Genomic DNA, 14,603 nt, shown 5'->3' on the forward strand with positions numbered 1-14,603 from the left:
CTATGGCTGCTGCAGCACTGTGCCCCGGTTCCTTCGACCCGGTCACCAACGGTCACCTCGACGTGTTCACCCGCGCCGCCGCGCAATTCGACGAGGTCATCGTCACCGTGATGGTGAACCCCAAGAAGCAGGGCATGTTCACCGTCGAGGAGCGCATGGAACTGCTGCGCGAATCGGTGGCTCACCTGCCCAACGTCCGCGTCGCGTCGTGGCAGGGACTCACCGTCGACTTCGCAAAGCAGGAGGGCGTCACGGCGATCGTCAAGGGCCTGCGCGACGCGGGAGACTTCGGCTACGAACTGCAGATGGCCCAGATGAACCACAAACTGGCGGGCGTGGACACCTTCTTCATCGCCACCAACCCGTCACTGAGCTTCCTGTCCAGCTCTCTGGTGAAGGAAGTAGCGGCCTACGGCGGCGACGTCACCGACATGCTCCCCCCGGCCGTCCACAAGCGCCTCCTCGACCGCCTGGCCGAGCGGCGCGGCTAGAAGACGAAGCCGCGCAGCGCCAGGAAGCGCAGACCGCCGACCGCGGCGGTAATGGTGAGTACGGCCAGCGCTTGGGCGACATCGCCGAGACCGGGGGCCCAGACGCCGAGCGCGCCGAGGCTCGCCGTCGTGATGACCAGCCCGAGCAGGGCGAGCCCACCACCTTCCCACTGCGCGGTGAACCAGCCGACGCGATCGGCGGCGTGGAAGGTGAGCTGACGGTGCAATTCGTTGGCGATCACGGTGCTCACGATCGAGCCGACCACATTGGCCACCAGCGGGCCCGTGCCGATCATCGTGAAGAACAGCAGCACGTAGGCGATATTGCTGGCACCGCCGACCAGGGCGAAGCGGATGAGCTGGGGGAAGGCGCGGTCGCCGCGCAGGTACTCGAGGGCGCGGTCGAGCCGAGGGTGGGCCGCGGGTGCGGCGGGCATCGTCGTCGGGTACGGGGCGAACCAGGGTGTGAAAACGCTCGTCACCGGATACTTCGGTGTTTCCAGGACGGTCATGATCGCTCCGATCGCGGTACAGGCGTCGACGCCGTTGTCGTGCCCTTCGATCGTAGCGAAGTGGAGGGTTGCACTCCACTTGATATTCGTGCGATCTCGGACACTGTCGCGACACACCGCGCCGACATTCGGCACACCGGCCGATCACGGGCAGACTGGGCACGGCGGTAGCCGTTTTCGCCGTGAGTCCGCAGGAGGGTAGTGAGCATGTATCGCGTATTCGAAGCACTCGACGAGCTCGTCGCCATCGTCGAGGAGGCGCGCGGCATCCCGCCGACCCGCAGCTGCATCGTGCCTCGAGGCGACGTCCTCGAACTCCTCGACGACGTCCGTGACGCCCTGCCCGGTGAACTCGACGACGCCCAGGACGTGCTCGACCACCGCGACAAGATCGTCGGCGACGCCCGCGCGGGCGCCGAGACCACCATCACCTCCGCCAACGAACAGGCTCGCACCACCGTCGAGGACGCCCGCGCCGAGGCCGACCGGATCCTGGCCGACGCCAAAGCCCACGCCGACCGCATGGTCGCCGAGGCCACCGCGCACGCCGACCGGCTCGTCGCCGCCGCGCAGGCCGAGGCCGATCAGGTGGTCGCCGACGGCAACGCCGAGTACGACGAACTCACCGGCCGCGCCCAGATCGATGCCGACCGCGCCATCGAGGCGGGCAAGGCCTCCTACGAACGCTCGGTCGCCGACGGCGAGGCCGAGCAGGCCCGGCTGGTCTCGCAGACCGAGGTGGTGCGGGCCGCGCACGCCGAGTCCGCGCGCCTGATCGACGAGGCACAGGCCGAGTCCGACCGGGTCCGCGCCGAATGCGACGAATACGTCGATCAGCGGATGGCCGAATTCGACGGCAAACTCGCCGCACTCGAGGAGACGCTCACCACCACCCGGCGCACGATCACCCGGGGCCGCAGGCACATGCGCGGCGCTCCGGCGCCCGACTATCCCGAATACGCCGCCGAGCACCGCCGGTGACGTTTTGAATTCGGGCGGGGTCCTGCATTACTGTTGAGTGGTTGCCCACGATCCCCTCAGCAGAAGTGAGTCTGTGATGTCCGCCCGTTCCGGTTCGCCTTCGCGTCCGCACAAGACCAGCAACGGTCCTGTGTCCGACGCGGGTTTCGTGCTGGATGTCCGCAATCTCGGCCGTCGGCCGGGAACCATGCGGGAGGTGCGGCGCACCGTCACCGAGCACGAGCGGATGGGTCTCGACCTGATCGCCATCCCGGCCGACGCCGAGGTGGACCTGGACCTGCAGTTGCAGGCCGTCTCGGAGGGCGTGCTGGTCACCGGCACGGTGTCCGGGCCGACGGTCGGGGAGTGCTCGCGCTGCCTCGAGCCGTTCGAGGACCGGGTCGAGGTTCGTCTGACGGAACTGTTCGCGTATCCGGACAGCAAGACCGAGCAGACGACCGAGGACGCCGAGGTCTACCGCATGGAAGACGACCTCATCGACCTCGAGCCGGTGATTCTCGACGCCATCGGGCTGGAGCTTCCGCTGCAGCCGCTGTGCACGCCGGACTGCGCGGGCCTGTGCCCCGAATGCGGTGTGCGGATGGCGATTGCCGGTCCCGATCATGGGCATGAGATACTGGATCCCCGCTGGGCCAAGTTGGCATCGTTCGCCACCGAGGCGCCCGGCACCGGCGATCCCGCCGAGGGTTCCACCCCCCAAGACCGATCCGCTCCCGGGGCAGACGACGCCCGTGTGGTCAGCGAAAACCAAGAGGAGAAGTAGCCGTGGCTGTTCCCAAGCGCCGGATGTCCCGTTCCAACACCCGGTCGCGGCGCAGCCAGTGGAAGGCCGTCGCGCCGACCCTGGTGACCTGCCCGAACCGTGCCTGCGGTGAGAAGACCCTCCCGCACATCGCGTGCCCGTCCTGCGGTACCTACAAGGGCCGCCAGGTCACCGCTGCTGTCTGATCGTCCGATCAAACGTAGCGACGTGACCGATCACGCCAGTCTCCTCGCCGCCCTCGGTGTCGACGTACGACCGGAGCTTCTGCGCCTCGCGCTGACGCACCGGTCGTACGCGTACGAGAACGGTGGCCTGCCGACCAACGAGCGCCTGGAATTCCTCGGCGACTCGGTGCTCGGCCTGAGCATCACCGAACGCCTCTACACCGAGCACCCGGAGAAGTCCGAGGGTGAACTCGCGAAGCTGCGCGCCAGTGTGGTGAACATGCACGCGCTCGCCGAAGTGGCGCGTGGCCTCGGCGACGGCGGACTCGGTCAATACCTGCTGCTCGGCAAGGGCGAAGAGCTCACCGGCGGCCGCGACAAGCCGAGCATCCTCGCCGACGGTATGGAGTCGCTGCTCGGTGCGGTGCACCTCGAGCACGGCATCGAGGTCGCGCGTGGTGTGGTGCTTCGCCTGTTCGCCGATCTCCTCGAGCGCGGTCCACGCATGGGCGCGGGCCTCGACTGGAAGACCAGCTTGCAGGAACTCACCGCCGAACGCGGTCTCGGCGTGCCCGCCTACGAGATCACCTCCACCGGCCCGGATCACAACAAGGAGTTCACCGCCACCACGGTGATCGCCGGGAATCCGTACGGTTCGGGTGTCGGCCGCTCCAAGAAGGAAGCCGAGCAGAAGGCCGCCGGTGCCGCCTACAAGGCGCTCACCGAGAAGACCGCCGCCGCGGACGAAGCCGCCCAAGCCTGACGTGCCCGAACTTCCCGAAGTCGAGGTGGTGCGGCGCGGTCTGGCCGAGCACGCCGTCGGCCGGGTCATTAAGGACGTGACCGTCACCCATCCGCGTGCTGTGCGCAGGCATGTGGCGGGTCCGGCCGACCTGTCCGCGCAGCTCACCGGGCTGCGCATCGACGCCGCCCACCGTCGCGGCAAGTACCTCTGGCTCACCTTCGACGAAGCCCGGCCGCACCGGACCGGCAGCGGCGACACCACGTCGGCGGCCGCAATGGACCTGGCCTTGGTCGTGCATCTGGGGATGAGCGGTCAGATGTTGGTTCAGCCCGCCGCGGCGCCCGTCGAGAAGCACGCCCACATCCGGGCGACCCTCGACGACGCTGCCGAATTGCGGTTCGTCGACCAGCGCACGTTCGGCGGGTGGTCGCTGGCCGGTCTCGTCGAGGTCGACGGGAGCGTCGTCCCCGACACGGTCGCCCACATCGCCCGCGACCCGCTCGATCCGCGTTTCGATCGCGAAGCTGTCGTCGCCGCGATTCGGGCAAAGAACACCGAGATCAAACGGGTGCTGCTCGATCAGACCGTGGTCTCGGGCATCGGGAACATCTATGCCGACGAGGCCCTCTGGAGGGCAGGCTTGCACGGCACCCGCATCGCCGCGAGCCTGACCCGCCCCGCGCTGCGCACCCTGCTCGACGCCGTCACCGCCGTGATGACCGAGGCACTGGCCGTCGGCGGCACCTCCTTCGACGCGCTGTATGTGAACGTGAACGGCGAATCCGGGTATTTCTCCCGGTCACTGGCCGCCTACGGCCGCGAGAACGAACCGTGCGACCGGTGCGGTGCGCTGCTGATCCGTGAGCAATTCATGAATCGCTCGTCGTTTTCCTGTCCGACGTGTCAGCGGAAGCCTCGTCGGCGCTGATCGCCGCGCGATACCGTTTCCCTGACAGATCTGCCGCAGGTGGGGTCCCCAGGAGGACGGGTATGCGCAAGCTGACGTATTTCGTGGCATCGACGATCGACGGCTTCATCGCCGCCGAGGACGGGTCGGTGGACTTCTTCCCGGTTGGCGGTGATCACGTGCCATCGATCATCTCGCAATACCCGGAGACGCTGCCGACCAAGGTGCGCGAGGCGCGCGGGGTCGCGGCGGGCAATATCTACTTCGACACCGTCATCATGGGGCGCAAGGCCCACGACTTCGGGGTGCGCACCGGCACCGCGAGCCCGTACGAGCATCTGCGCCAGTTCGTCGTGTCGACCACGATGCCCGAGCCGCCGGCACCCGGTGTCGAGGTGATCTCGGGCGATCCGGTCGCGGCGGTACGCGATCTCAAAAAGCAAGCAGGCCTGGGCATCTGGCTCTGCGGTGGCGGTGAACTCGCCCAGACCCTGCTGCCCGAGATCGATCAGGTGTTCCTGAAGCTGTATCCGGTGCTGCTCGGTACCGGCAGGCCGCTGTTCGGAGGGGGGATGAAACTGCCCGAGCCCGAACGCTTCCGGGTGATCACCAGCCGGGTGTATTCCGACGGTGTCGCCTTCCTCAAATACGGCCGGATCCGATAGCGATGACGGGCCTCGATCCGGTTGCCGCCCTGCGCGAGATCGCGTTCTGGCTCGAACGATCGCGCGCCCAGACCCATCGCGTGAAGGCCTACCGGCGGGCCGCCGACGTGGTCGAGGGGCTGTCGGAGGTCGAAAGATCCTTGCGCGCGGCCGAACACAGCTGGCAGGACCTGTCCGGTATCGGACCCAAGACCGCCACGGTCATCGAACAGGCCTGTGCCGGTGAGATCCCCGCCTACCTGGCCGACCTGCGCGCCGCCGCCGAACCCATCGGCCCTGCGGGCGAACCCCTGCGCACCGTGCTGCGCGGTGACCTGCACACCCACTCCGACTGGTCCGACGGCGGCAGCCCGATCGGCGAGATGATGCGCATGGCCGCCGCACTCGGCCACGAGTACTGCGCGCTCACCGACCACTCGCCGCGCCTGAAAGTCGCCAACGGGTTGTCCGCCGAACGGTTGCTTCGTCAGCTCGACGTGATCGCCGAACTCAACGACGAACTCGCCCCCTTCCGCATCCTCACCGGCATCGAGGTCGACATCCTCGACGACGGCACCCTCGACCAGCGCGCCGACCTGCTCGAACGGCTCGACATCGTGGTCGCCAGCGTGCACTCGCACCTGCGCGACGACAGCGCGACCATGACCAAACGCATGGTCTACGCCGTGGCCGACCCGAATGTCGATGTGCTGGGCCACTGCACCGGCCGGCTCGTGGAAGGCGGGCGCGGCACCCGCCCCGAATCCCGGTTCGACGCCGAACTCGTCTTCGAGGCCTGTCGCAAGTACGGCACGGCTGTGGAGATCAACAGCCGCCCCGAACGCCGTGACCCGCCCGGTCGACTGATCGACCTCGCCGTCGAGGTCGGCTGCTACTTCAGCATCGACACCGACGCCCACGCACCGGGCCAACTGTCCTGGCAGGGCTACGGATGCGAACGTGCCGTCGCGCACGGGGTGACGGCGGAGCGGGTCGTCAATACGTGGCCGCTGGACGACCTGCTCGCCTGGACGGCGGAATCCGGTGGGTGAAGGTTTGCCCAACAGCTGATGTCGGCGGCCGGGCGACGGGTTTCCCTCTGATACAACTCGATTCGGACGAGTTGCGTGGGGGACTGGTGAACTTTCCGATCGAGATCGTGCTGTCGGTGCTCGGCGTGGTGGTCGCGGTCGCGACCTTCCTGCGGCAGTTCGTGTTCCCCGGTTACAAACGCATCGGGTTCCGGGTGCAGATGGACACCCCGGTGACCGGGCAGATCCAGTTTCCCCCGCCGAGTTCGCCGGGCGAGGTCGATGTCACCGGGGCATTGCGCAATCTGCAGACAGGGGCGCCCGGCGGCGACGACTTGGAATTGCACAAGTTGTCGCTGGCACTGGTGCGCATCGAGAATGTCGGGTCGCTGCCCATCGAAAAGGACGATTACGCCCTTGCCGACCCCGCGCTTCCGAAAGCCGGTCTGCACCTGACATTTCCGGGCCGTCAGGTGGTCGCAGTCGCGGTCACGGAACTGGATGGCGTCTACGCGGGCAGCCTCGGGCCGGAGTCGGGAATAGGTTGGCGCAACGTCGATGCGGGCGACACGCTCGAAGGCATCGTCGACCTGCCGAAGGCGCCGATCGACCGTAAGGGCCACTACAAGATCCTCGCCGTCCTGAACAACAAACGCGGGCTCGCCGCGTTCGACAAGCCGACGCTGACGGGCCTGCGCGGTAGTGCGCAGCGGGCGAAAACGACGCGCAGCGGATCGCGATCGTGGCCCTTGATCGCGCTGAGCGTCTTCCTGCTGATACTCGTCCTGGTCCAGCTCGGCGTCGCGCTGACGCGCACCGACCCACCACCGAGCTACTGCGCCGACGGCAACCTCACCCTCGTCGGCTCCACCGCCATGGAGAAGATGGTCCGCGAGGTCGCCGAAAACTACGAAACGCACTGTTCCGGTGCCGACTTCGCCTTCGATTTCGCCGGTACCAGCGACGGTCTGCGTGTCCTCGACAAACCGGAGCAAGCACCGAACACCGTCGCCATCGGTGAGGGCCCCAAGCGCGACACCTTCCCCGATCTGTTCGAAACACCCTTCGCGGTGGCGCCGTTCGCCGTCGTCACCCACCCGGACCTCGGCATCGCCGATCTGTCGACCGCACAGATCCAGCGCTTGTTCCGCGGCGAGATCGACAACTGGCGAATGCTCGGTGGTCCGGATCTGCCCGTGGTCGTGGTGGATCGCCAGCACGGGTCGGGGTCGCGGTTCGCCCTCGAAGCCCGGCTGCTCGACTGGCAGCGCCCGCTCTACCATCCCGAATTCTGCGCGGGCAGATCGCGACTGGTGCACTGCGAGGTCGGCTCGACCGGGGAGATGGCCGAGGTGGTCGCCGCGACGCCGGGCGCGGTGGGCTATCTCGAGGCGACGACGGTCGGCGAGGGGTTGCGAGCGGTGACCATCAACGGTCAGGCCGCGACCAAAACCCATGTGGCCGAACGCAGCTACCCGTTCTACTCGGTGGAATTCGCCTTCCACGACTACCCGGGCGGCAACATGCCCGCCGGATCGCTAGCCGCGAAATTCGTCGACTATCTCGTCTATGGTGACGGGCGGCTCGTCGTCGCCGAATTCGGCGGCATCGCCTGCCTGGAGTTGGCCAAGCGATCAGAATGCGAACCGTAATCGAAGTGTGCTGATCGGTCGCTCAGTGCGCCGCGGCCGCCGGTTGACCGCGGCGCGACTCGGCCGTGACAATTCTCTGTACGGCGTAGACCGGCCGTGACGGCGGAATCTGCTGTCGCGGCAGGGAATCGCGTACAACAAAACCAGCAACATGCTGGTTTACTTTCCGGTAGCGGGGTACGTTCCTTGACGGCCCCTCTGATCAGGCGGGCACCCCAGCGGTGCGCTCCGCGCCTGGCCAGGCCAACCATGCCCCATGGACGGCGGTGAAGCTCTCGGTCTCCACCCCGCCGAGGCGGCCATCTCTTGTTCGCGCAAGTGTTGCGAGGTTGTGTCCCTGGAAGGAAGGTCATGAGTACAGATATGTCGGCAATGTCGCCGACCGGGTTCTCCAGTTCTGATCTCTATTCGATCGAGCACAATGGTGGCCCACTGCGAATTGCGATGGTCGTGCCACCGTATTTCGATGTTCCCCCCAAGGCGTACGGCGGGGTGGAAGCTGTTGTCGCCGAATTGGTCGATTCCCTGTGTGAGCGCGGCCATCACGTCACCCTGTTCGGTGCGGGTGAGGCCGGTACCAAAGCGAATTTCGTCCCACTGTGGGAACGGATCGTGCCCGAGCGGCTCGGCGATCCGTTCCCGGAGGTGGTCCACGCACTGCGCGTGCGCCGCGCGATCGAGCGACTGGCCGACACCGAGGGCATCGACCTGGTGCACGACCACACGTTCGCCGGACCGCTCAACGCCCCCGCCTACGCCAATCTCGGCCTGCCGACCGTGGTCACCGTCCACGGCCCCGTCCAGGACGACTGCTACCGCTACTACCGCGAACTCGGTGAGGAGTGCTCGCTGATCGCCATCAGCGATCGGCAGCGTGAACTGGCGCCGGATCTGGGCTGGGCCGGTCGCGTGCACAACGCGCTCCGTCCGGATCAGTGGCCCTTCCAGCCGGAGAAGGACAACTACGCGCTGTTCCTCGGCCGCTTCTCGATGGACAAGGGCCCGCACCTGGCCCTCGACGCCGCCCACGAGGCCGGTATTCCGCTGATCCTGGCGGGCAAGTGCTCCGAACCGCCGGAAAAGGCCTACTTCGAGGAATACGTGCGCCCCCGGCTCACCGCGGACGATCATGTATTCGGCCTCGCCGACGCGACCGCCAAGCGTAAACTGTTGGCCGGAGCTCGGTGTCTGCTGTTCCCCATTCGCTGGGAGGAGCCGTTCGGCATGGTGATGATCGAGGCAATGGTCTGTGGCACACCGGTTGTCGCCCTGCGCGGCGGCGCGGTGAGCGAGGTGCTGGTCGACGGTGTCACCGCGCGCATCTGCGAGGATCCCGCCGAACTGCCCGCCGCGATCCACGAGGTCGCCACCTACGACCCGGCCGCCTGCCGGGCGCACGTGGAGGCCAACTTCGGCGCCGACACCCTCGGCCGTGGCTACGAACAGGTGTACCGGGAAATTCTGGCGCGCACCACGATCGGATACGGCAACGCCTTCGCGATGCCGTCCGTCGCGGCGACCACCGGGCGCGCATGAGCCACAGCGACGCGCAGCCGAGCCCGACTCCGCTGAACGCGGGTGAACCGGCCGGGCTCGGCGGCCACGGCGGCAATGTGACCCTGGTCGAGGGCGGCACCTTCTGCCTCTCGGATCGGCTCGGCGACGTGGAGCCGGGCAAACCGCAGGGTTTGTTCTTCCGTGACGCGCGGGTCATCTCGCGCTGGGAACTGCTGGTCGACGGCAAGAAGCCCGAGCCGCTGTCGGTGCTGAGCCCGGAGGCCTTCGCGGCGCGTTTCGTGCTGCGCAGGCCGCCTCAGGCGGGCATGGCCGACAGCACCCTGCTCGTGGTGCGCGACCGGCTCGTCGCCGAGGGCATGCACGAGGTGATCACCCTCGAGAACATGAGCCGCGAAGCCACCGCGGTCGTGCTCGAGGTACACGTCGACGCCGACTTCGTCGACCTGTTCTCGGTGAAGGAGGGCCGTGCGGGCGGGCGCCGCGCGGAGATGACCACCGCCGACGGCGAACTGCTGCTGCACGACCGCGCCGACCTGGCGCGCGGGCTCGCCCTCACCTCGACGGTGGAGCCGATGGTGCTGCCCGGCACCATGATCTGGCGCATCGTCGTGCCCGCCGGCGGTCGCTGGCAGACCGAGATCGCGGCCCAGCCCGCGGGCGCGGCCCAGCGCCCGCCGATGCAGGGCTCGGTGGGTGAACGCTACCGGGCGAGCGAACCGGTGAAGAAGATCCAGGCCTGGCGGGCCACGGCCACCGACATCACCAGCGATTCCCTGATGCTCAACCGGATACTGCGACGCAGCGAGAGCGATCTCGGCGCCCTGCAGATCCACAGCGATTCCGGGACCGGCCGGCCGTTCGTCGCGGCGGGCGCGCCCTGGTTCATGACCCTGTTCGGTCGCGACTCGTTGCTCACCGCCTGGATGTCGCTGCCGCTGGAAACCGACCTCGCCCTCGGTACGCTGCAGCAGCTGGCCGAATTGCAGGGCGAGACAGTGGATCCGCTGGTCGAGGAGGAACCGGGCCGCATCATGCACGAGATGCGGCGTGGCCCGGCCGTCGGACAGGTCCTCGGCGGCCAGATCTACTACGGCACGGTCGACGCCACCCCGCTGTTCGTGATGCTGCTCGCCGAATGTCTGCGCTGGGGCGCCGATCCCGCGTCGATCGCCACCCTGCTGCCCGCCGCCGACGCCGCCATCGGCTGGATCACCGATTTCGGTGACCGCGACGACGACGGTTTCGTCGAATACGTGCGCGCCACCGACCGCGGACTCATCAACCAGGGCTGGAAAGACAGTTTCGACGGCATCAATTTCGCGAGCGGCCAGCTCGCGCAGGCGCCGATCGCACTGTGCGAGGTGCAGGGCTACGTCTACGCGGCGCTGCTGGCGCGCGCCGAACTCGCCGATGCCTTCGACGACGAACCGCTGGCCCGCAAGATGCGCGAACGCGCCGTCGCCTTGCGCACGAAATTCGCCGAGCAGTTCTGGCTACCCCAGTGCGGTTGGTACGCCGTGGCCTTGGACGGGAACAAGCGTCAGGTCGACGCGCTCACCAGCAACGCGGCACACTGCCTGTGGTCGGGAATCGCCACCGACGAGCATGCCGAGATCCTGATCCGGCATCTGTCCTCGCCGGAGATGGACTCCGGATTCGGTTTGCGCACACTGGCTTCCAACATGGGTGCCTACAACCCGATGAGCTACCACTGCGGTTCGGTGTGGCCGCACGACACGGCCATCGCGGTGGCCGGGCTCATGCGGTACCAGCACGTGCCGGGCGCGATCGAACTGGCCACCCAGCTCTCGGCCGGGTTGCTCGACGCGGCAGCGGCTTTCGACGGCCGCCTGCCGGAGCTGTTCTGCGGTTTCCCCCGTGGACGCTTCGCCGCACCCGTGCCGTACCCCACCTCCTGCTCCCCGCAGGCCTGGGCCAGCGCCGCGCCGCTGCTGCTCATCCGCTCCTTCGTCGGCATCGACCCGGACGTCCCCGCCAAGACCCTGACGGTTCGTCCGCGCGTCCCCGCCTCGTGGGGCATCGTGCGCCTGGCCGATTTCCGGCTCGGCACCGACACGATCGACATGGAAGTGCGTGGCACCGAGATACTCACCGCGAGCCTGCCCGAGGGTTGGGAACTGGTGATCGAGTAGCGCGACGATGCGCCGGGAACCCCTGTGGTGCCCGGCGCATCCGTTCAGCGCGACAGCGGGAACTGGTCGTCCAGTGCGAGATTGAGCTCGAGGACGTGCACGCGCGGTTCTCCGAGGAAGCCGAGCGTGCGACCGTGGGTGTGCTCGGTGAGTACCGCGCGCACCTGCTCGGGGGAAATGCCGCGCGCCCGGGCCACCCGGTCGACCTGGATGGCGGCGTATTCGGGGGAGATGTGCGGGTCGAGGCCGCTGCCGCTCGCCGTCACCGCGTCGGCGGGTACCGCCGGGTGGTCCGGTGCCTCACCGCGGAGGGGAACGAGCACACCCGTCGAGTAGTCCTCGCCGGTTCGCGCGCATTCCACCGCGACACCACGGAAGGTGGCGGTGAAGGGGCGCGTCGGACACGGCTCGTTGACGCTGACCACCCGCTCCGGCCGCGACACGTCACCGTCGGCATCGCGTGGACCGAGTACCGAGACAACCGCGCCCACACCGCTTTCCGTGCAGAACTGACGACGGCCGTCGACCCCCTCACGGTCGCCGACCTCCATGGAACGCGCGCAGACGGTGGTGAGCAGGCTGGTCCGGTCGTTCGTGTCGACGATGTCTTCCGGGCCGAGATTGCTCGCGGCGGAGGCGAGCGGGTCGTAGCCCTCGCCCGCCGCCGACGGACGGCTCTGGAAATACTGCCCGAGGGCGGTGCCGTCGGCATCGGTGAACGACTGCCCGATCAGGCTCGAGCCCACCAGCCTCCCGTCCCGCTCGACGAGCGATCCGGCGGCTCGGTGATCCAGACCGGGCAGCTGGGCGATCGTGAAAACCGCAAGGGGATAGATGATTCCGATGATCGCGGTGAGTACCAGCAGGGCACGCAGGGCGGCCAGGTGCTGGCGGAACCAGGTCGAAGTACGCATGTCAGGACATCCCGGGAAGGAGTTGGACGAACAGATCGATGACTTTGATGCCGAGGAACGGCGCGACGATGCCACCAAGCCCGTAGACGGTCAGGTTGCGGCGCAACAGGACCGAGGCGCTGCTGGGCCGGTATCCGACGCCGCGCAGAGCCAACGGGATGAGTGCGACGATGACGATCGCGTTGAAGATCACCGCCGACAGGATCGCCGACTGCGGACTGGCCAACCGCATGATGTTCAGCGCGTCCAAGCCGGGGAACAACGGCACGAACAGGGCCGGAATGATCGCGAAGTACTTGGCGATGTCGTTGGCGATGGAGAACGTGGTGAGCGCCCCACGGGTGATGAGCAGCTGTTTGCCGATCTCCACGATCTCGATCAGCTTGGTCGGATCCGAATCCAGATCGACCATGTTGCCCGCCTCTTTGGCCGCCGAGGTGCCGGTGTTCATCGCCACGCCGACATCGGCCTGAGCCAGGGCGGGAGCATCGTTGGTGCCGTCGCCGGTCATCGCGACCAAGCGGCCACCGTCCTGTTCCTTCTTGATGAGAGCGAGTTTGTCCTCCGGTGTCGCCTCGGCGAGGAAGTCGTCGACGCCCGCTTCGTCCGCGATCGCCTTGGCGGTCAACGGGTTGTCGCCGGTGATCATCACCGTGCGGATACCCATCCGCCGCATTTCGTCGAAGCGTTCCCGCATGCCCTGTTTGACCACGTCTTTGAGATGAACGACGCCGAGCACGCGGGCGGTGCCGCCGTCGACCTCACCGACCATCAGCGGTGTTCCACCGGACGCGGAAATACCGTCGACGATGGTGGACGCTTCGGCCGGTACCGAACCGCCCTGCGCGCGAACCCATTCGGCGACGGCACCGGCCGCGCCCTTGCGCAAGCGGCGCCCGTCGGCCAGATCGACGCCGGACATGCGGGTCTGGGCGGTGAACTCCACCCAGACGGCGCCCGACAGTTCGCCCGCGCCTCGCTCGCGCAGGTTGAACACTTCCTTGGCGAGGACGACGATCGAGCGGCCCTCCGGGGTTTCGTCGGCCAGGCTCGACAACTGCGCCGCATCGGCCAGCTCGTCGTCGAGAACGCCTGGCACGGTGACGAATTCGGCGGCCTGGCGATTGCCGAGGGTGATGGTTCCGGTCTTGTCCAGCAGCAGCGTGTTCACATCACCCGCCGCCTCCACCGCACGTCCCGACATGGCGAGCACATTGCGCTGCACCAGCCGATCCATCCCCGCGATACCGATCGCCGAGAGCAGGGCACCGATGGTGGTGGGGATCAGGCAGACCAGTAGCGACACCAGCACGATGCCGGTGATGCCGTCGCCGTCGAGCGCCAGGGTGTCGGCCACGCCCGGATTGTTGGACTTCGAGAAGATCGCCAGCGGCTGCAAGGTCGCGACCGCGAACACGAAGATGATCGTCAGCGCGGCCAGCAGGATGTTCAGCGCGATCTCATTGGGCGTGCGCTGCCGGTTCGCGCCTTCCACCAGGGCGATCATCTTGTCGATGAAACTGGCACCGGGTTCCTGGGTGATGCGGACGACGATGCGGTCGGAGAGCACGGTGGTGCCGCCGGTGACCGCCGAACGGTCGCCACCGGATTCACGGATCACCGGCGCCGATTCACCGGTGATCGCGGATTCGTCCACCGACGCGATGCCCTCGACCACATCACCGTCGCCGGGGATCACCTGGCCGGCCTCCACCACCACGAAGTCACCGCGACGCAGTTCGGGGGCGGCGACCCGCTGCTCGACGATCGGGGCGCCCGGTGTCCAGTCGGTGAGCCGACGGGCGACGGTGTCGGTCTTGGCTTTTCGCAGGCTCTCGGCCTGCGCTTTGCCGCGCCCCTCGGCGACGGCCTCGGCCAGATTCGCGAAGACCACGGTGAGCCACAGCCAGGCGACGATGGCCCACGCGAAGAACGACGGTTCGGCGACCGCCAGCACGGTCGACCACGCCGCGCCGATCTCCACGATCAGCATGACGGGGTTCTTCCAGAGGGTGCGCGGGTCGAGTTTGCGGATTGCCGCGGGCAGCGCCGTGCGCAACAGCGTCGGGTCGAGGACGGCACGGGCGGGCTGCTCGGTGCGCGGGGAAGCGAGGGTGGGAACGGACAT

Annotated in this window: 14 protein-coding genes; 11 read left to right on the top strand and 3 right to left on the bottom strand. The window is 67.8% G+C overall.

Features of this window, described 5'->3' with window-relative positions:
• The first annotated feature begins 2 nt into the window (after positions 1–2).
• Complete coding sequence (gene coaD, locus ACWEVR_RS13200) at positions 3–491, top strand: pantetheine-phosphate adenylyltransferase (RefSeq protein ID WP_067493370.1); 489 nt, start codon at positions 3–5, stop codon at positions 489–491.
• Here coaD and ACWEVR_RS13205 read toward each other — a convergent pair.
• Positions 488–1,003 (bottom strand): GtrA family protein, encoded by a 516-nt coding sequence (locus ACWEVR_RS13205; protein WP_439268188.1) that lies wholly within the window; start codon positions 1,001–1,003, stop codon positions 488–490. The two genes, coaD and ACWEVR_RS13205, sit on opposite strands and share 4 nt — an antisense overlap.
• A gap of 207 nt (positions 1,004–1,210) precedes the next feature.
• Between ACWEVR_RS13205 and ACWEVR_RS13210 the strand changes: the two genes are divergently transcribed.
• The 10 genes from ACWEVR_RS13210 (at position 1,211) to ACWEVR_RS13255 (ending at position 11,561) form a co-directional block, all read left to right on the top strand.
• Positions 1,211–1,984: a DivIVA domain-containing protein gene (locus ACWEVR_RS13210; protein WP_067493372.1), complete on the top strand. Its 774-nt coding sequence runs from the start codon at positions 1,211–1,213 to the stop codon at positions 1,982–1,984.
• A 76-nt stretch (positions 1,985–2,060) separates the two neighbouring features.
• Positions 2,061–2,747 carry a YceD family protein gene (locus tag ACWEVR_RS13215; RefSeq protein ID WP_067636798.1) on the top strand — a complete coding sequence of 229 codons (687 nt, stop codon included), beginning with the start codon at positions 2,061–2,063 and terminating at the stop codon, positions 2,745–2,747.
• A 2-nt stretch (positions 2,748–2,749) separates the two neighbouring features.
• Positions 2,750–2,932, top strand: coding sequence for a 50S ribosomal protein L32 (rpmF, locus tag ACWEVR_RS13220; RefSeq protein WP_022565580.1), 183 nt, complete (start codon positions 2,750–2,752; stop codon positions 2,930–2,932).
• 22 nt (positions 2,933–2,954) lie between these two features.
• A complete protein-coding gene (rnc, locus tag ACWEVR_RS13225; protein WP_225279164.1) occupies positions 2,955–3,674 on the top strand; it encodes a ribonuclease III in 720 nt (239 codons plus the stop codon).
• A 1-nt stretch (position 3,675) separates the two neighbouring features.
• Entirely contained in the window at positions 3,676–4,584 is a 909-nt protein-coding gene (gene mutM / locus ACWEVR_RS13230) for a bifunctional DNA-formamidopyrimidine glycosylase/DNA-(apurinic or apyrimidinic site) lyase (RefSeq protein ID WP_452467132.1), read from the top strand.
• Between the two features lie 62 nt (positions 4,585–4,646).
• The gene (locus ACWEVR_RS13235; RefSeq protein WP_067636794.1) at positions 4,647–5,228 is read left to right on the top strand and encodes a dihydrofolate reductase family protein; all 582 of its coding nucleotides are present in this window, start codon (positions 4,647–4,649) and stop codon (positions 5,226–5,228) included.
• A gap of 2 nt (positions 5,229–5,230) precedes the next feature.
• Positions 5,231–6,259: a PHP domain-containing protein gene (locus tag ACWEVR_RS13240; RefSeq protein ID WP_452467133.1), complete on the top strand. Its 1,029-nt coding sequence runs from the start codon at positions 5,231–5,233 to the stop codon at positions 6,257–6,259.
• 86 nt (positions 6,260–6,345) lie between these two features.
• On the top strand, positions 6,346–7,890 hold the full coding sequence (locus ACWEVR_RS13245; protein ID WP_452467134.1) for a substrate-binding domain-containing protein: 1,545 nt from the start codon (positions 6,346–6,348) through the stop codon (positions 7,888–7,890).
• 372 nt (positions 7,891–8,262) lie between these two features.
• A complete protein-coding gene (locus tag ACWEVR_RS13250; RefSeq protein WP_452467377.1) occupies positions 8,263–9,426 on the top strand; it encodes a glycosyltransferase family 4 protein in 1,164 nt (387 codons plus the stop codon).
• Positions 9,423–11,561, top strand: a complete 2,139-nt coding sequence (locus ACWEVR_RS13255; protein WP_452467135.1) for an amylo-alpha-1,6-glucosidase — start codon at positions 9,423–9,425, stop codon at positions 11,559–11,561. Before ACWEVR_RS13250 ends, ACWEVR_RS13255 begins: the two co-directional genes overlap by 4 nt.
• 44 nt (positions 11,562–11,605) lie before the next feature.
• Here ACWEVR_RS13255 and ACWEVR_RS13260 read toward each other — a convergent pair whose 3' ends face one another.
• Together ACWEVR_RS13260 and kdpB are read right to left on the bottom strand one after the other, a co-directional pair.
• Positions 11,606–12,475 carry a potassium-transporting ATPase subunit C gene (locus tag ACWEVR_RS13260; RefSeq protein ID WP_452467136.1) on the bottom strand — a complete coding sequence of 290 codons (870 nt, stop codon included), beginning with the start codon at positions 12,473–12,475 and terminating at the stop codon, positions 11,606–11,608.
• Between the two features lies 1 nt (position 12,476).
• Positions 12,477–14,603, bottom strand: coding sequence for a potassium-transporting ATPase subunit KdpB (gene kdpB / locus ACWEVR_RS13265; protein ID WP_452467137.1), 2,127 nt, complete (start codon positions 14,601–14,603; stop codon positions 12,477–12,479).

This window comes from Nocardia sp. NPDC003979, assembly GCF_053605015.1.